The organism is Alteromonas sp. 4NH20-0056 (assembly GCF_057539655.1).
The window spans coordinates 95,265-110,871 of the sequence record NZ_BAAJLS010000005.1; the positions used below are offsets into that span (position 1 = coordinate 95,265).

Annotated in this window: 18 protein-coding genes and 1 pseudogene; 13 read left to right on the forward strand and 6 right to left on the reverse strand. The window is 40.4% G+C overall.

Features of this window, described 5'->3' with window-relative positions; genetic code table 11:
• Positions 1 to 73 precede the first annotated feature (73 nt).
• The 7 genes from AC27EZ_RS10890 (at position 74) to AC27EZ_RS10920 (ending at position 5,212) form a co-directional block, all read left to right on the forward strand.
• Positions 74 to 496 (forward strand): copper resistance CopC family protein, encoded by a 423-nt coding sequence (locus tag AC27EZ_RS10890; protein ID WP_487135357.1) that lies wholly within the window; start codon positions 74 to 76, stop codon positions 494 to 496.
• Between the two features lie 28 nt (positions 497 to 524).
• Positions 525 to 1,451: a copper resistance D family protein gene (locus AC27EZ_RS10895; RefSeq protein ID WP_013783919.1), complete on the forward strand. Its 927-nt coding sequence runs from the start codon at positions 525 to 527 to the stop codon at positions 1,449 to 1,451.
• Positions 1,452 to 1,497: 46 nt separating this feature from the next.
• Positions 1,498 to 1,980 carry a YybH family protein gene (locus tag AC27EZ_RS10900; protein ID WP_421131533.1) on the forward strand — a complete coding sequence of 161 codons (483 nt, stop codon included), beginning with the start codon at positions 1,498 to 1,500 and terminating at the stop codon, positions 1,978 to 1,980.
• A 285-nt stretch (positions 1,981 to 2,265) separates the two neighbouring features.
• Positions 2,266 to 2,673, forward strand: a complete 408-nt coding sequence (locus AC27EZ_RS10905) for a hypothetical protein (protein WP_421131532.1) — start codon at positions 2,266 to 2,268, stop codon at positions 2,671 to 2,673.
• Between the two features lie 94 nt (positions 2,674 to 2,767).
• Complete coding sequence (locus AC27EZ_RS10910) at positions 2,768 to 3,121, forward strand: hypothetical protein (RefSeq protein ID WP_013783922.1); 354 nt, start codon at positions 2,768 to 2,770, stop codon at positions 3,119 to 3,121.
• A 165-nt stretch (positions 3,122 to 3,286) separates the two neighbouring features.
• Positions 3,287 to 3,634, forward strand: a complete 348-nt coding sequence (locus AC27EZ_RS10915; protein WP_013783923.1) for a cupredoxin domain-containing protein — start codon at positions 3,287 to 3,289, stop codon at positions 3,632 to 3,634.
• A gap of 507 nt (positions 3,635 to 4,141) precedes the next feature.
• Positions 4,142 to 5,212 carry a hypothetical protein gene (locus AC27EZ_RS10920; protein ID WP_421131531.1) on the forward strand — a complete coding sequence of 357 codons (1,071 nt, stop codon included), beginning with the start codon at positions 4,142 to 4,144 and terminating at the stop codon, positions 5,210 to 5,212.
• Positions 5,213 to 5,387: 175 nt separating this feature from the next.
• On the opposite strand, the gene AC27EZ_RS10925 is transcribed toward AC27EZ_RS10920, so the two are convergent.
• Positions 5,388 to 6,389, reverse strand: coding sequence for a hypothetical protein (locus AC27EZ_RS10925; RefSeq protein ID WP_487135358.1), 1,002 nt, complete (start codon positions 6,387 to 6,389; stop codon positions 5,388 to 5,390).
• A gap of 795 nt (positions 6,390 to 7,184) precedes the next feature.
• Here AC27EZ_RS10925 and AC27EZ_RS10930 point away from each other — a divergent pair.
• The 6 genes and pseudogenes from AC27EZ_RS10930 (at position 7,185) to AC27EZ_RS10955 (ending at position 11,560) form a co-directional block, all read left to right on the forward strand.
• Positions 7,185 to 9,536: a heavy metal translocating P-type ATPase gene (locus AC27EZ_RS10930; RefSeq protein WP_421131528.1), complete on the forward strand. Its 2,352-nt coding sequence runs from the start codon at positions 7,185 to 7,187 to the stop codon at positions 9,534 to 9,536.
• Between the two features lie 9 nt (positions 9,537 to 9,545).
• Positions 9,546 to 9,902, forward strand: a complete 357-nt coding sequence (locus tag AC27EZ_RS10935) for a cupredoxin domain-containing protein (protein ID WP_421131527.1) — start codon at positions 9,546 to 9,548, stop codon at positions 9,900 to 9,902.
• Between the two features lie 29 nt (positions 9,903 to 9,931).
• Positions 9,932 to 10,231 carry a DUF2933 domain-containing protein gene (locus AC27EZ_RS10940; RefSeq protein ID WP_421131526.1) on the forward strand — a complete coding sequence of 100 codons (300 nt, stop codon included), beginning with the start codon at positions 9,932 to 9,934 and terminating at the stop codon, positions 10,229 to 10,231.
• Positions 10,221 to 10,873, forward strand: a pseudogene (locus tag AC27EZ_RS10945) (methyltransferase family protein). The gene AC27EZ_RS10940 and the pseudogene AC27EZ_RS10945 overlap by 11 nt, the downstream one beginning before the upstream one ends.
• A gap of 59 nt (positions 10,874 to 10,932) precedes the next feature.
• Positions 10,933 to 11,298 carry a cation transporter gene (locus AC27EZ_RS10950; protein WP_421131525.1) on the forward strand — a complete coding sequence of 122 codons (366 nt, stop codon included), beginning with the start codon at positions 10,933 to 10,935 and terminating at the stop codon, positions 11,296 to 11,298.
• 52 nt (positions 11,299 to 11,350) lie between these two features.
• Positions 11,351 to 11,560, forward strand: coding sequence for a hypothetical protein (locus AC27EZ_RS10955; protein WP_421131524.1), 210 nt, complete (start codon positions 11,351 to 11,353; stop codon positions 11,558 to 11,560).
• A gap of 106 nt (positions 11,561 to 11,666) precedes the next feature.
• Here AC27EZ_RS10955 and AC27EZ_RS10960 read toward each other — a convergent pair whose 3' ends face one another.
• The 5 genes from AC27EZ_RS10960 to AC27EZ_RS10980 all read right to left on the reverse strand — a co-directional run bounded on the left by AC27EZ_RS10960 (position 11,667) and on the right by AC27EZ_RS10980 (position 15,606).
• A complete protein-coding gene (locus AC27EZ_RS10960; RefSeq protein WP_487135359.1) occupies positions 11,667 to 13,004 on the reverse strand; it encodes an APC family permease in 1,338 nt (445 codons plus the stop codon).
• A gap of 95 nt (positions 13,005 to 13,099) precedes the next feature.
• Positions 13,100 to 13,840 carry a MauE/DoxX family redox-associated membrane protein gene (locus tag AC27EZ_RS10965; RefSeq protein ID WP_032094219.1) on the reverse strand — a complete coding sequence of 247 codons (741 nt, stop codon included), beginning with the start codon at positions 13,838 to 13,840 and terminating at the stop codon, positions 13,100 to 13,102.
• A 46-nt stretch (positions 13,841 to 13,886) separates the two neighbouring features.
• Positions 13,887 to 14,396, reverse strand: a complete 510-nt coding sequence (locus AC27EZ_RS10970) for a DUF305 domain-containing protein (protein ID WP_032094218.1) — start codon at positions 14,394 to 14,396, stop codon at positions 13,887 to 13,889.
• Positions 14,397 to 14,417: 21 nt separating this feature from the next.
• On the reverse strand, positions 14,418 to 14,834 hold the full coding sequence (locus AC27EZ_RS10975; protein ID WP_421131522.1) for a two pore domain potassium channel family protein: 417 nt from the start codon (positions 14,832 to 14,834) through the stop codon (positions 14,418 to 14,420).
• A 22-nt stretch (positions 14,835 to 14,856) separates the two neighbouring features.
• Positions 14,857 to 15,606, reverse strand: coding sequence for a copper resistance protein B (locus AC27EZ_RS10980; protein ID WP_421131521.1), 750 nt, complete (start codon positions 15,604 to 15,606; stop codon positions 14,857 to 14,859).
• Position 15,607: the final 1 nt, after the last annotated feature.

Consider the following 15,607-nt stretch of genomic DNA (forward strand, 5'->3'; position numbering starts at 1 on the left):
AACGATTCACTTTTTACGACAACAAACAAGAACAACTACATTATTTAAACAAACTATCTATTAAGGAAATAATATGAAATCAATAATCATCGCACTTTTTGTTTTAAGTATGAGCTTAAGCATACAAGCATATGCTCATACATCGTTGGCCTCATCAATGCCGAAAGACAATGCTATGTTGATGGAAAGTCCAGACAACCTGGCTCTCAATTTTGCAGATGATGTGCGTCTTGTTGACTTAAAGGTTAAAAGTAAAAAAGGTGAGCTTGTGGATGTTGGCTTTGAACCTTCGATGGACGCAAACAAAAACTATAGTTTCAGCTTACCTTTGCTTGCTGTGGATACTTACGTAGTCTCATGGACCATTATGGGAGATGACGGTCATAAAATGAAGGGACAGCTTTCATTTATGGTGCATGTGAGCAAAAAAATGAAAGGAATGAAGCACAAAGACATGAAAAATACTTCGATGGATCATTCAGGTATGACTCATTAGTTATCAAGAGTTAAATAGGTAAATCGATATGTTGCCAGAATGGTGGACCGCATTTTTAGTGTTAGGCAAATTCCTAGTCTATTTAGGGATGATGGGTGTTATGAGCTCTAGCGCTACTTTGTTACTTTTAAAAGGCAGCAAGCAGCGCGTAGCATTCAAGGCTCATAAAAGCTGGCAACTGGTTACCTTAAACTATTCTTTTCGGCTTTCAGTTGTTGGTTTTTTTGCTAGTGTCGCTGGTTTTTTTCTTCAGACTGGCTATATGGCGGAGAAAGGATTAGCGGGTATGTTTTCTCCTTTCATGGTGGAGATGATGTGGCACTCACAGGTAGGAACTATTGCCGCAATTCGTAGCGCTATCTTTGTTTTGTTCGCGTTGCTTACGTGGTTTCTATTACAAAAACTCAAACGTGACCAGAGTTTAGTGTCATTCAAGCTACTGCTAACAAGCACCGCAATGTTTTCATTGCCGCTAGCGTTTACTTTTTCCCTGACCGGACATGCTAGTCAGTTTGTCACGTTGGGCGAAATTCAAATTGTTATCCATTCCCTCATTGGTTTGACATGGGTAGGCTCGTTATACCCACTGATTACTGCTTGTAGATTACTCAATCACTCCGAATTAGCTTTCGTCATGAAACGTTACGGTAACATTGCCATAGTGTTGGTGTTTATCTTAGTCACGGTTGGTGTAGTAATGTTGATACAGCTACTGTCTTCCCCATCGACCCTTATATTCACCGAATATGGACTTGCCTTTTTATCCAAACTTTTTGCAGTTGCTCTAATGCTCACGTTAGCAGCTGGGCATAAGTTTTTTTGGGTACCTAGGCTACCTAACGATCAAAATGTGCGCTTTAAATTACTCAAATCAATCAAATTTGAGTTCATTATTGGGCTTTTCATTTTGTCTCTTACAGCGCTGTTAACTACTGCGCTGAGCCCGAACCTTTAACATAAATAATCGGCGTTTTCGCCAAAATAAGAAAAGGAAAATGTTTATGAAAATGACTGCTTTAAGACCCTTGACTGTTTTTGCATTTCTATTGTCATTTAGTGCAGTAGTTAATGCTCATGGAGATGAGAAACACAACGAAGAATCACAGTACTTTAGCGGAACAGATTCCGATGCAGCGACGTTAGTGCTTAAATTTCATAAAGCTTTAGAAACAGGGAATGGCGACTTAGCTGCAAGCCTTTTGGCAGATGATGTTTTAATTTTTGAAGGAAAGGGTGTGGAGCGAAGCGCCCAAGAGTATGCAAGTCATCATATGCTCTCTGATATGAAGTATTTGTCACAAATGCAAATTGAGATTATAGAGCATCATGTAAAAGAAAACGGCACACATGCAATATCTTTGTCGAGAAGCTTGGTGAAAGGGCAATACAAAGGAAAAGAAGTAAACCATATTGGGAACGAAACCATAGGTTTAGAAAAGTTGAATGATGATTGGAAAATCACGCATATTCATTGGTCTAATTAAAAACACCGCGCTGTCGATTTCCTGTTATTAATGGGTCGGCAGCGTTTATCTTATTGTCAAAATTTTTTTTCCACCTTTCGCATTTTCATGCTAGTCCGCTTAACCCTCCTGCAAGTTAATTACTACACAAAGTTTGATTACCAAAAGGTAATCAAATTGTAATGCTTCTGCCGTGAAACAACGTTTATTTTGAATTACAGTTACATTTCAAAATTTGATGCAAGAAGCAGATTTTGTTTGCATCGAAAGACAGAAATCATTAACTCAACAACAAGGAAATTGAATATGAAAAACCTACTTATAATCGCTTTTTCCTCACTTTTGATGTTTTCCCCATTAAGTATCACCAGTGCGCATCAACACAGCGATAAATCGCATATGCCGATGAATATGATGGATGATGCATCGATAGAAAAGATGAATGAACACATTACAAAAATGAACAGTGCCTTAGAGAAAACAAAACAAGAAAACGACCCAGCGAAACGAGAACAAATGCTCAATGAGCATGCTAAAAGCATGCAAGACATGATGGGCATGATGCATCAGTCTAAAGGTGATTCAAGCATGATGCATGGCAAGGAAATGTCTGCTGAAATGAAAATGTCCATGATGGAAAAGCGCCTTCAGATGATGGAGCAAATGATGGGGCATACCGTAGAAAAATCCAAAAAGGTGCATGAACACAAATAGATGCCAAGCAACTAATATGCATGATGGTTTGCGCCGCTTGATAGCAAGGTAGTTGCGTTTTGAGCTAAGGATAAACGTATTAAAGGAATTTGAAATGAATAAAACACTAAGATTAGCGACACTGATATTAATCGCAACTGCGCTTCTAAGCGGTTGTGCCAACAGTTTATACCATGATTATGTAATGAGCGGCCAAGTTGTTAGTGTCAAAGATGACAACACTCTTGTTATTTGCGTTGCAAACACAGAAAGCCTCGAAACAGGCGATGTATTTAACGTTTACAGAACGGTAATGGATAAGCTTGTTATAAATGAGGGTGAAACTGGCTATTCTCGTGAGTTTGTGGGCAAAGTGAGTCTCGGAGAAAAGCAGGATGAACACTTTGCAACCGCTAGTGTGGTCACAGGAGAAATATACCAACATGATATGGTGGAGTTCGATAAATAATTAGACATTGCTCAAACCAATGAGGGTAGCAATGGCTGCCCTATTTTTTTTCATTCGCTCTCCTGATAAATCAAGACGTACCAACCAACTTAAATATCGCTTGAACGAGCGTTTCTTTATAAACAAAAAGTAGCTGTTCAGCGAACTATATAAAAGGATTCTAAAATGCCATGGATTAGCGGCGCATTGTTTTTAATATGTTTACTACTAATACTAAGTTTTCGCCAGCACATTAAAAAGCGACATCGACACAACAGTATCTTAGTCGAGGTAAAAGACTTTCACTATCAACCCCCAAGGGTTAAATTGAAAGCTAGTAAAGCTAATCAAATTGTTTTTCTGAGAACGGATTCAAATTTATGCTCTGAATACCTACTTTTTCCCGAGCTAGGATTATCGATAAGACTCAAACTTAATAAACAAGTATCGGTGAACTTTTCCGCTTATCCGCCAGGCGAGTATGAGTTTTATAGCGCGATGAATGTGTATTCTGGGAAACTTACAATAGTGTAGGTTGGTGTAGGCTGACAAACACCGAAAGTGTCATGCTCTACAAAAGAGTATCATACTACTTTTTGATTATTGATATACTCCGACCGGCCGCTCTTCTCTTATCTGAAACAGCAGTTTGGAGCCTGCCTTTGGAAAGCCTGATCCTTGTCTATTGATGCCAGTCAAAGATGACTGATAGACTACAAAGTGCGTAAAACAGACGTTTCAATGACTTACTCCTATATTCAAAAAAACGTTCCTATGATCGTTTTATCTTCTTAAAAAATTAATTAATGATTAAAAATATATCTTTGGCAACACGGCAGTTAATATATTAAAACCAACAAATTATATAAATGACCCATGGGTTCGATATTAAGTTGTTAAGCTCACAAGGAAAAAAGCGTGCTGATATCCAGATATCTCGATGAACCATGCCCCAAGTGCGGTGTTACAGGAAAGTATGGGAACGTCAATGTCAGTAGAAACATCCTAAATAGAGGGTGTAATAGTTGTGGAGAACGGACAATGTTCCCTCTCCCAGATATTCGAAAAAAGATAATTTATCTTGATCAGTTTTTTCTGTCTCATGCTTTTAGGGATCAAGAGCGATCATTTATAGATGCGGCCAATCGCATAAAAGACATGGCTGCTAGGCAATTAGTTGTATGTCCATATTCATCCGTTCATACAGACGAAACGCACTTGTGGAGACACGAGCAACAAGAAAACCTCTATAAATTCATAAAGCAAACTGCACGCGGCTATAAATTTAGAGAAGCCTACGAGATCAAGCTGGAACAAATGCATCGATTATTTGACGCATTTAGGTCCAATTCAGAAATTATTCAACCTATCGAAGAGCGCGATGCATTTCGCGATGAAATCCATGGATGGGATGATTATATTTGGATCGATTTACGTCCCTACTTGGGAGACTTAGAGGCTATGCGACAAGGAAAGGCTGCTGCAATCGAAGGTCTGGTAAATCTGTTCCCGGACTGGGCAAAACTGACAACTTCCTTCGAAGAAGATGTAAGTATGGAGGCCAGAGGATACGGGATATCTTTGCTTAATCAGTATTTGCAGATGGTTGCCAATGTTGGAACTGGAAACCTGATGAGTTATATGGATGCCCCAATGGACACGATGTACGTAGAATCGCTACTTCATTGTGATAGAACAACCATGAAAATTGATGAGCGATTAAGCAGAATAAGCGCATTTTTTTCATCGCATTATTTTACAAGCATTCCAAATATAAAGGTTTCGTGTGGAATCTTTGCGGTTTTACGAAAGATGGTCAAGAACGGAGCATACACTAACCCCATCAATGCACGCCGGAAACTGGCCGGACTATTCTATGATTCTGAGTGCATTTCTGTTTTCGGTCCTTACAGCGATGCAATTTTTATAGACAGGGCCATGAAGCAATGGTGCGAGAACCCTGAATTAATGCTTTTAGAACCTTATGATACAAAGATATTTTCTGTAGGAAACTGGGATGAGTTTCACAGGTATCTAGATTCTGTGGAAGACAACTATACAGATGATGTGCGTGAAGCAATTAATTTGGTATATCCGGGAATTTATGCTTAATAAGTCAATCAATAGCTTGTACGACGCAGGACAGCCATACCGGATGTCGATTATTAAGGCGTTTAATGTCCATTGTTTGCCTATCGAGGACTCAGGTTTGTTTGAGCTTAATATGTTATCAATGGAATGACGTTCAGCATTCTTTTCTCGGTCAGTTAAAAAATTAAACGTGTTGTTATAAGTAATCATCATAAAATGGCATTTTATAAAAATGAACGTAAGGTGAATCTGAATCGCTACTTTCTACAACTACACCATAGTGGGCTAAAACGGTATCGTAAAGCCTCATAACTCGTTCAAAAGGTTCAAACGAAGGCCAATTAGGATAGTCTTCATCGAGTGCGTTAAGAGAGTTAACCAACTCGAAAAAATAAGGTGAGAACCAGCTTTTATCCAATGCTGCTTTTACATTTGGTATTTCTGAAGGGTTTTCTTTTCTACCTATGCAGTCACCAATCATATATGAAGCAAACTTCATTAATTCAATAACTGCGTTTCCCACTTCTTCGATACCTTTAGTTACATCATGATGTTGCTGGTAGTCAATAAGAACTGAGTGAATGGATTTTTCGGATGTATCTAGAACACGTAAAAAAGTCTCTTGAAAAGCTTTTGGATCACTGTCTCCGATCGTGGCGGAAAGCTTTGTTGCAAAATACTCATCCCAAGATGCCTGACCAGCAAGTATTCTTAGATATTCGGTTACGCTACGAATTATTTTACCGTATGAATATTCTGGAAAGCAGTCGTAAAATGCGTGATTTGATTCTACATGCGCACACTCGTGTGCGATTACGTTTATACCTTTTTCTACATGCTCTCCGTTAAAATCTAGCATAGGAACTAGATAATTAGCATTTAATATAAGATGAGATTTGATTTTACCGTCTCGCATTACTGCGGGAGCCATTGCGATTCCTTCTATATCACCAGTGCTTGGTTTTAATTCACCAAAACCATTAGAACCTCGATCTATTGCCGCTACCTCACTCGAATAATCATAAGCAATCGTTACTCCGTCCAAATTAGACAAATTGAAACGTTTGGAGAGCTCGCTCAAAATATATATGCAAGTTTCTCCAAATTTTTTTGCAAACTCTTCACTCTCAAACTGCCTGAGTGAAATGGTCAAGTCCTCTGGAAGAGTTTTTTCCAAATGTTCAATATTACTATTCAAACTATTTTTCACCTACAATTCGGATTACTAATACAGTTGGGGCAATATCAACAATCGCAATTACAGATCCTATATTTTGTGCATAATTAACTTTAATCAAGAAATTTACGCCTCATCAGGCCAAATCTGATTGAGTCTAGAGCTTCTGCTTTACGAAGTGTGGCCAGCCCCGAATTTTCAAATCTGAATTTCTAATATTTGTCTTTAGGGGTCTATTCTCCCGAGCTGACCATCTGATGTCTGTTTATCGCTCTGAAGGGATAAAATTCATCTAAACAGATCCGTCCGCTATCTTGGGCAATCCAGCCAGTCGAAACGTCCACAAAGTATGATACATTTTTGTGAATCTTCACTTATCAATATTTATCTCGAAGCGCAAAAAGTTGTGCGTAGTCAGTGGTAATTTAATTTAAAATTCAGGGCTACATCATTGATTACTCATGACCTCGTTTCTCGCGAATAATAGCCTAAAGATGTTCATAATGTTGGGTGAGTCCAATTTCTAGCTAAAAGTCTTCTAGTCAATTAGTAGCCGTTCACATTGTCGTTTTTGCGCATACCAATTATATTTATCTCATAAATGACAGAAAAGTAATCAAACTGTAATGCCAGTGCCGTGTTCCTAGCATCTTACACCGTTAAAATTATGTTTAATATAAAAGCAACCTTATTGCTTTTTGTCTTGTTCCCGTATTGCCCCTAATTACTATGCAATTAGAGTCAAAAAAAAATGAATCTATACAAATACAGAGCACAGAAAAAAGTTAAACGCGCCAATAACACGACGGAGTCTAAATGACAGCAACTGAAAAAGTTACCGAAAAGACAGCGAATAACTGTTGTTGTAACAAGCAAGCCCAATCTGCGAGCGAAACTCCTGCGGTCAAAGACATAACCAACCAAGAGCCCAATAATCTATCAGAAAATCGATTTATAATTGAAGGAGCCAGTTGTGCCAGCTGCGTCAACAAAATTGAGGCGGCGTTAAACAATCTGCCTGGAGTTAAACGAGCAGAGATGAACTTCGCTCAGCGTGTTGTCACGGTAACTGGAGATACATCGGTTTCAAATATTATAGAAGCAGTGGAAAAAGCCGGATACAAAGCAAAATTAGACGACAGCGATTCTGAGCAAGAAGCTCTGGACGAAAAAGAAAAAGCCGACTGGCAATACTACAAAAAATTAATGCGCGAAATGGCCGTTGCGTTGTCGCTTGGTGTGCCATTGATGATTTACAGTCTGGTCGTTGGCGAAATGACAGTAACAACTACTACAGAAAGACTCGTTTGGTTAACCGTCGGATTGCTGACTCTTGGCGTAATGGTTTTTGCGGGTAAACACTTTTATGTGGGCGCTTGGAATTCATTTAAAAATCATTCTGCGAATATGGACACATTAATAGCTCTCGGAACAGGAACTGCTTGGCTTTACTCAATGGTGGTTGTGTTTGCTCCTGATGTGGTTCCCCTAATGGCAAGACACGTATATTTTGAAGCGACTGCAATGATTATTGGTTTAATCAATCTTGGCTTAGCTCTTGAGATTAAAGCGCGAGGTAAGACTTCAGAAGCGATTAAGCGTTTAATTGGCCTGCAAGCTAAAACAGCCCGTGTTATTAGAAACGATAAAGATGAAGACATTCCAATAGAACAAGTATTGCTCGATGAGCTTATTCGAGTCAGGCCAGGTGAAAAAATATCAGTAGACGGCGTGGTGGTAGAAGGACACTCCACAGTTGACGAATCTATGTTGACCGGTGAGCCGATGCCTGTAGAAAAAACAGAGGGGGTAGAAGTCGTCGCTGGTACGATTAATAAATCAGGCTCAATTATTTTTAAGGCAACGCGCGTAGGCAAAAATACGGCGCTTGCTCAAATTATCAACATGGTAAAACGCGCTCAAAATTCAAAGCCTCCGATAGGACGTTTAGCCGATATCATTTCAGCTTACTTCGTGCCCGTTGTTATGATCATCGCCGTAATAAGCGCTCTAGTTTGGCTAAACTTTGGGCCTTCTCCAGCTATTGCTTACGCAATTGTGTCGGCAACAACAGTTCTCATCATCGCTTGTCCATGTGCACTTGGTTTAGCGACACCGATGTCAGTAATGGTAGGAGTAGGCAAAGCCGCAGAAGCGGGTGTGTTGATAAGAAACGGCGAAGCGCTGCAAACAGCAAGTAAAATTACTACGATGATTCTAGACAAAACAGGCACTATTACCGAGGGAGCACCTAAGGTAACTGATGTATTGTTAGCACCCGGTCAAAATGAAAAACAAGTGCTAATGCTCGCATCGAGTATCGAAGCTGGCTCAGAGCACCCCCTAGCAATGGCGATAGTTGAAAGTGCCAAAGCAAAAAACATAGAACCTAAGAAAGTGACTCAGTTTTCTTCCATTGCTGGGCAAGGAGTGGAAGCGATGTTAGAGGACGATACCCTTTTATTCGGTAACGAAAAGCTAATGAAAGAGCGAAATATTGACATTAGCGACTACGTCGAAAAAGCCCAAGGCTTAGCCTCTGAAGCTAAAACCCCAATGTATTTTGCGGTTAATTCATCACTTGTTGCAGTAATTGCAGTTGCCGACCCAATCAAAACTGATTCTATTGATGCAATAAAGCGCCTTCAGAACAATGGAATTCGGGTAGTAATGCTAACTGGCGATAATCGTTCAACGGCAAAAGCAGTAGCTGAAAAAGCAGGTATCACAGAGTTTGTGGCTGAAGTTATGCCTGAGGAAAAAGCAAATAAAGTAGCTGAGTATCAAACGATGGGAGAAATTGTGGGTATGACAGGTGACGGTATTAATGACGCACCCGCCCTAGCTCACGCAGATGTAGGCTTTGCAATAGGTACAGGTACTGACGTAGCCATTGAAAGCGCTGACATTACGCTAATGCGGGGCTCTCTTCATGGCCTTGCTGACGCAATTGCGGTGAGTAAAGCCACTCTAACCAATATTAAGCAAAACCTATTCGGAGCATTTATTTACAACGTTGCGGGTATTCCATTCGCTGCCGGTGTTTTATATCCATTTTTCGGTCTTTTATTAAGTCCAGTAATAGCTGGTGCTGCGATGGCGTTTTCATCACTAACAGTCGTCACCAACGCCAATCGTTTGCGATTGTTTAAAGCAAAAGAGCATTAGGAGATTGTGATGATGCTATGGATCAACCTTGTAGGAATTGCGCTTATTGTTCTAATCGTCTGGTGGTTTTGGTTGTACAAAGCACACAATATTAGTATCGCTGAAGGCTCGTTAGAGGTCTTGGTAAAAGACGGTATTTACCAACCAGCACACATCAAAATCAGAGCGAATGAAGAAAGACAAATAGTATTTCATCGAGCTGATGCGACTCCCTGCGCAGAAATGCTATCAATACCCGATTTAGATATTTCAGAACGGCTACCTTTAAATAAGAAGACAGTTATATCACTTCCAGCGCTACCATCAGGTGAGTACGCGTTTCACTGTCAAATGCAAATGTATAAAGGGAAGATAACGGTTCAATGATTCGTTAGCTTTCAAAAAGGAAAATAAATATGAGCAATTCAAATTTGTCATTTTGGAAAACGCCCTCTGGCTGGGCTGCACTGGGACTCATTGCTGCTGCGAGTTACTCTTTATTTTTTGAGCATGGCGAGCATGTGTGGCCATATTTGCCTTACCTGATTCTGTTACTTTGCCCCTTTATGCATTTTTTTATGCATGGGAGTCACGGGCACGGTCGTCATAATAACGAGCAAAAAGAGACAGAAGAGGACCAAATGACGTTCAAAGAAAGGCCTCAACAGAAAACAACTACAAACATCGAAGAAAAGAGAGAAAACGATGCACGGTGAATCCGACTATGGCCTGTGGGGCTTAGTTTTCATAAATTCGGCCATTTTTATATTTTTTGCATTCAGCTTTGTAAAACCGCAATCAAAGACCGATTGGAGAAGCTTGGGGGCTTTTCCGCTTTTATATTTGCTTTGTTCACAGAAATGTATGGGTTTCCACTCACCATCTATTTTTTGTCAGGCTGGTTAACAGAGCTTTACCCAAACACAGATTTTTTTGCACATGAAAATGGACATTTGCTCCAAACGATTTCAGGTCTTGAGGGGGATGCCCATTGGAGCATATTGCACATTATTAGCAATGTACTCATAGTTGCTGGTTTCTTTATTTTATCTTCTGCGTGGAACGTTCTACATCATGCGCAGAAAAACCATTCGCTTGCCAATACAGGTTGGTATGCAAGATGTCGCCATCCACAGTATTTAGCTTTTATTATCATAATGTTTGGCTTTTTATTGCAATGGCCCACCATCCCGACATTGATCATGTTTCCAATATTGACACTAGTCTATATTCGCTTAGCGAAACGTGAAGAAAAGGCTGCGATAGCCGAATTTGGGGAGCGTTATTTAGCATACAAAGATAACACGCCTGCTTGGCTCCCTAAATTAAGCAGTTCAAATCTACAATATGGCAATTAACGTTTTTTGTAAAACGCGATGGTCGAAGGTATCAATATATTTATAGGCAGGAGAAAACAATGAGTAACAAACATCATAGAGTTGGTGTGAGTGAATTAAATTTAGTAATTCGTCACCTTCGACTGACGGGTGTGACTGCGGACAATTTAGACCTAATTATCAGAGATATAGATTCAACCATCGGCGTTGATGCAGTGTCTTTTGAAGAGTCATCCAACACGCTTCATATTGGTTATGATGCGACGCATTGTGAACTGGATGGCATCGAGAATATAGTTCGAACGCACAGAGCCGACATTTCGGACGATTGGTGGACGCATTTTAAAGAGGGCTATTATCAATTTGTTGACGAAAATATTCGCGAAAATGCCAAACATAAGCCATGGAGCTGCCATACAACTGATCAGGGCAAGCGCTCTAAATAAAAAGACTTAAAACATCGGTCAAAACCTTTTTAATCTTAAGGAGACATTATCAATGCAGATTTCTAACAACACGCCAGTTTATCAACCGATTGTGAATGACAAATTGGAAAAAAATCATCAAACAGCAGAAGCAGAAGCAGAAACGTCCAACTGTAAAAAGAAAGAAGCTGAAGAGAGCGCCATTGCGGAGGCGAATAAAGTGAATGGTAATAACCAGACCGAGCCGAGTGAAATTAAGCAATCAATATCTGTGAAGGTGTAACTAGTAGAGCTCCTATCCACACGTCTATCGGACTGATTCATTTTTATAGAATGTTCAGGCCGATAAACGTACATTTCCCGCACTATATCCTCAAAGTTTTTTCATTCTAGCCATCGTGGGCATGTCCTTCATCGCCATCATCTTCGCGCTTATGCCTGAGGAAAAAGCGCTCATAGGCAAAAACGGCAACAATGCCAATGCCAGCAATGATGATAATCTGTAAATCATCACTGCCTTTGATCCAAATGAATGCGAGAAGAACAACAGCATCTAATATAATTGCGGTGATCAACACCAGTGGGTTTGCTCCAACGTCTTTTCTAAGTACCTTTAATACGCCCCAATGAATGATAATATCCATTACTAGGTAAAAAATGGCTCCTAAAGATGCGATCCTTGAAAGATCAAAAAAAGCGGCAAGTAGTCCGGCAGCAATTACAGTAAAGACCAAAGTATGTTTTTGAATATTACCGGGCATACCAAAGTGCCGATGGGGGATCAAATTCATATCTGTCAACATTGCCAACATACGCGAAACCGCAAAAACGCTGGCTAGTAGACCCGATGCGGTCGCTATTATTGCAATACCCACCGTAAACCAAACACCATACTGTCCGATAGCGGGACGAGCCGCTTCAGCGAGTGCGTAGTCCTTAGCTGCAACTATCTGTTCGACCGTTAATGTGGAGCCTACGGCATAGCAGACTAATAAATAGATAACCAAACAAATTAATAAAGACACTATAATGGCTCGCCCAACATTTTTGTTTGGGTTGACCACCTCGTCGCCGCTATTGGTGATAGTTGTAAATCCTTTGTATGCTAAAATCGCCAATGCGGTCCCAGCTAAAAATCCACTAGCAGAGGAGTTTGCACTTACATCAGCGCTAGCGGGTTGAAAAGCAAACCCTGCTGCCCAGAGTGCTACAAGGGCGAAAATTAATATGCCGCCAATTTTCAAAACGGCTGTAACCTTGGATACACTTCCAATTACCTTGTTACCCGCAACATTTACAACAAATGCAAAAATGATGAGTCCGATAGCTAGTATTGGGACTAATATGCTATTTTCTTGCACATCAAATAACTGAAGGGTGTACGTGCCAAACGTTCGGGCCACCAGACTTTCATTAATAATCATTGAAAGTGCCATTAATAATGCGGCACCTCCGGTCACGGCACTTGGTCCATAGGCCTTTTTTAATATCATTGCGATCCCGCCCGCAGATGGATATTTGTTTGAAACCTTGATGTAACTGTAGGCACTAAATCCACTAATAATGGCGGCTATGATGAATGCCAGCGGGAAAAGCGAACCTGCATATTCCGCGACTTGACCGGTGAGCGCAAATATTCCTGCTCCAATCATTACGCCAGTGCCCATCGCTATTGTACCGGTTAAACTTAAGCTTCCTTTTTCATAATCTTCGTTGTGAGAACTCATTGTAAATATTCCTTAAAATGCGGTTTAAGAAAGACTATTTTGTGGAGACACAAATCTATTTTGTTTTTAAAGCTTTAAATATGTCTCCACCGTCTTTAAATCATTGCGGTTGAGAGCATCCATAACCCTGCGGCAATCATAAAGAGATTTTCTGTGAGTGATACAAAGCCAAGCGGTACGTTACTATCACCGCCCACGCATGCACATTTGAGTTCACGCTTATCAATATACACCGCTTTGAATACTGAAACCGCGCCTACTGTCCCGATAAATAGAGAGACAGGGCCAACGAGATAACCAGACAGGCCTGCGAGCATTCCGATTCCAGCGAACGCTTCGGCAAAGGGGTAAATGTAGCCGTAGCGTATATTCCTCATAGCGAGTAAGTCATAGGTGATGAAGGAGTTCGTAAAACTATAGAGATCTTTAAGCTTTTGAATCGCTAATAAGCTCATGCTAAATGCAACAAATAATTCTATAACTTGAATGAAAAAATTGCTTTGAACAAAGGCATATGCGATTGCTAGTGCCATTAACAATGCAACTGAAAATATTGCAATGACAGGTGTATAGGTGGTGCCCGTTTGTCCTGCTTCCCCTAAATCAAAATATTCACGTAGATCGTCATACCCTCCGATTCTTTCTCCATTGATAAACGTTTGAGGGGTTGTTTCTACTTCGTGTTCGTTTTTGAACTTATCGGTTTCTTCACGACTTGCTAGCTTGTGGTCCTCTACTTGATACCCTTCTCGTTCCAGTAGGTCTTTAGATCGCAAGCCATAGGGACAAATGTGTTCATCTGTATGCATTCGATATAATTTTGCTCTTAATTCCATGGTCTTCTCCTAACTATAAGTAATTTGTAATTTTCCAATGGCGTGTCTATTTTTGACTGAAATCCGGTACTTGACGACTTTCAACTTCAGCTTCAGTTTTTACTTCACCATTCTTCTCTATGTCCTCTAGTAACCATTTCATTTCCTTGATTTCTCGCTCTTGCGCCGCAATGATTTCGTTTGCTAGCTTGAGGACTCGCTTATCTGAGATATTGGCTCGCTCGCTAGTTAAAATCGCAATAGAGTGATGCGGTATCATTGCTTTCATCCACGCTTCATCAGCGATGGTTGATTGAGAGCGGACTAAGTACAGTGAGATCACAAAGATGAGTCCGCTACCTAGCAAAATTGTCCAATTCTTGGCTTTGTTCTCATACATGTTAAGCATAAATAGCAACATAATGATTGCCATTATTGAGCCCATATAGATAGCCATGTAAAACCGCGTTTCGCTAAAAAAAATGTGGTCAAATGCATATGTATTGAAATACATCATTAACAGCATGGCCGCAGTTGATGTAAAGATCATTGCTAAAAATTTTGTATATTTAGTCATCACGTTATCCTGTCTGTCCTTCTAGGACTGATTCATTGTTTTAAATATTAGAGAGGCCGAACAGCTAACAAGCAAAAAGCCCGTCATTGCCTCCAAACCTGATAAGAAACTTAAATGCCCAATTGGCTCTAGTTGAGCTAGTCCTAAGGTGGTTAAGTTAATGAGTGAGAAGTAATAAATTTCAATAAAATAAAGAGAACTTGATCCCTGCAAATCGCCTAGACCGATCTCTATAGATAACAGAAACCCTACGGCGAACCAAAAGGCAGCTATCAACTGGCTAAAGGTTATGCCGTACACTACTGCAATGAGCTTTAAGTATGCAGAGAGGTCTGAGCTAACAACGTAATTCTTTAACGCTCTGAGGCTTAAAAAATGACTCGTCGTAGCGAGGCCTATTGCGACTAAAGCTATCATCAACTGAATAATTACTTCCATTGATTGCTCCTTTTTAAAGCGCTTAAAACCAGAATCGAGCACCCACCACGAAACCAGTTTCACTTACCGACTCACCCTTGTTTCGAGCAATATCAGCGCTATTACCGAGACTCCGACTCCAATAAATGCCTGCGTATGGTGCAAATTCTCTTGCAAACTCATAGCGATATCGCAAACCTAAGCGTATCGAATTGAAGCCAGAGGGGCGGTCAAACCTTTCAGATTCTGAAAGCGAACCAGCAAGGGCAAGTCTCGGTTGTAAGAATGACGTTTGGCTTACTCTTATTTCATACTCGGCTTCTACTGAGAAACTGACATCACCATCCTCATTAATCACGATGGAGTTATCCATTTCGAATTGATAAGGAGCAACCCCATACAAGCTAATGACGGCATAGTGCTCCATACTCGTATCGCTACTTAGCAGTCCTCTTGTGCCAATACCGGCTTGAAATTCCCAAAATGGCGCAATTAATTTACTAGCAAGGAGCTCAGCTCGCTCTAAATCTGTTGGTTCGCCATCATCTTGCTTGTTTTCGCCTTCACTTTTGAAGTAAAGGCGATAGGTATCACCGCCGTACCATCCGATCATGTCCCACACTCCGATGTTTTCTTCATCGTTTGTGCGTGTATATTCAAAACGGTCAAATAAAATCATGCCCGTGTTGTACTGTTCGACTGGTTTCGGCCAATCTGATGGAATCTCTTGCGCATTAGACGATGCGCAAAGACCAATTAGTAAAGTACTGAAAATTTTAGACGTGTTTTTCATA

What these genes read in the sequence shown, in the direction of transcription:
- AC27EZ_RS10890 (WP_487135357.1), top strand. Translation starts at nt 74, where the DNA reads ATGAAATCAATAATCATCGCACTTTTTGTTTTAAGTATGAGCTTAAGC.
- AC27EZ_RS10895 (WP_013783919.1), top strand. Translation starts at nt 525, where the DNA reads ATGTTGCCAGAATGGTGGACCGCATTTTTAGTGTTAGGCAAATTCCTA.
- AC27EZ_RS10900 (WP_421131533.1), top strand. Translation starts at nt 1,498, where the DNA reads ATGAAAATGACTGCTTTAAGACCCTTGACTGTTTTTGCATTTCTATTG.
- AC27EZ_RS10905 (WP_421131532.1), top strand. Translation starts at nt 2,266, where the DNA reads ATGAAAAACCTACTTATAATCGCTTTTTCCTCACTTTTGATGTTTTCC.
- AC27EZ_RS10910 (WP_013783922.1), top strand. Translation starts at nt 2,768, where the DNA reads ATGAATAAAACACTAAGATTAGCGACACTGATATTAATCGCAACTGCG.
- AC27EZ_RS10915 (WP_013783923.1), top strand. Translation starts at nt 3,287, where the DNA reads ATGCCATGGATTAGCGGCGCATTGTTTTTAATATGTTTACTACTAATA.
- AC27EZ_RS10920 (WP_421131531.1), top strand. Translation starts at nt 4,142, where the DNA reads ATGTTCCCTCTCCCAGATATTCGAAAAAAGATAATTTATCTTGATCAG.
- AC27EZ_RS10930 (WP_421131528.1), top strand. Translation starts at nt 7,185, where the DNA reads ATGACAGCAACTGAAAAAGTTACCGAAAAGACAGCGAATAACTGTTGT.
- AC27EZ_RS10935 (WP_421131527.1), top strand. Translation starts at nt 9,546, where the DNA reads ATGATGCTATGGATCAACCTTGTAGGAATTGCGCTTATTGTTCTAATC.
- AC27EZ_RS10940 (WP_421131526.1), top strand. Translation starts at nt 9,932, where the DNA reads ATGAGCAATTCAAATTTGTCATTTTGGAAAACGCCCTCTGGCTGGGCT.
- AC27EZ_RS10950 (WP_421131525.1), top strand. Translation starts at nt 10,933, where the DNA reads ATGAGTAACAAACATCATAGAGTTGGTGTGAGTGAATTAAATTTAGTA.
- AC27EZ_RS10955 (WP_421131524.1), top strand. Translation starts at nt 11,351, where the DNA reads ATGCAGATTTCTAACAACACGCCAGTTTATCAACCGATTGTGAATGAC.
- AC27EZ_RS10960 (WP_487135359.1), bottom strand. Translation starts at nt 13,004, where the DNA reads ATGAGTTCTCACAACGAAGATTATGAAAAAGGAAGCTTAAGTTTAACC.
- AC27EZ_RS10965 (WP_032094219.1), bottom strand. Translation starts at nt 13,840, where the DNA reads ATGGAATTAAGAGCAAAATTATATCGAATGCATACAGATGAACACATT.
- AC27EZ_RS10970 (WP_032094218.1), bottom strand. Translation starts at nt 14,396, where the DNA reads ATGACTAAATATACAAAATTTTTAGCAATGATCTTTACATCAACTGCG.
- AC27EZ_RS10975 (WP_421131522.1), bottom strand. Translation starts at nt 14,834, where the DNA reads ATGGAAGTAATTATTCAGTTGATGATAGCTTTAGTCGCAATAGGCCTC.
- AC27EZ_RS10980 (WP_421131521.1), bottom strand. Translation starts at nt 15,606, where the DNA reads ATGAAAAACACGTCTAAAATTTTCAGTACTTTACTAATTGGTCTTTGC.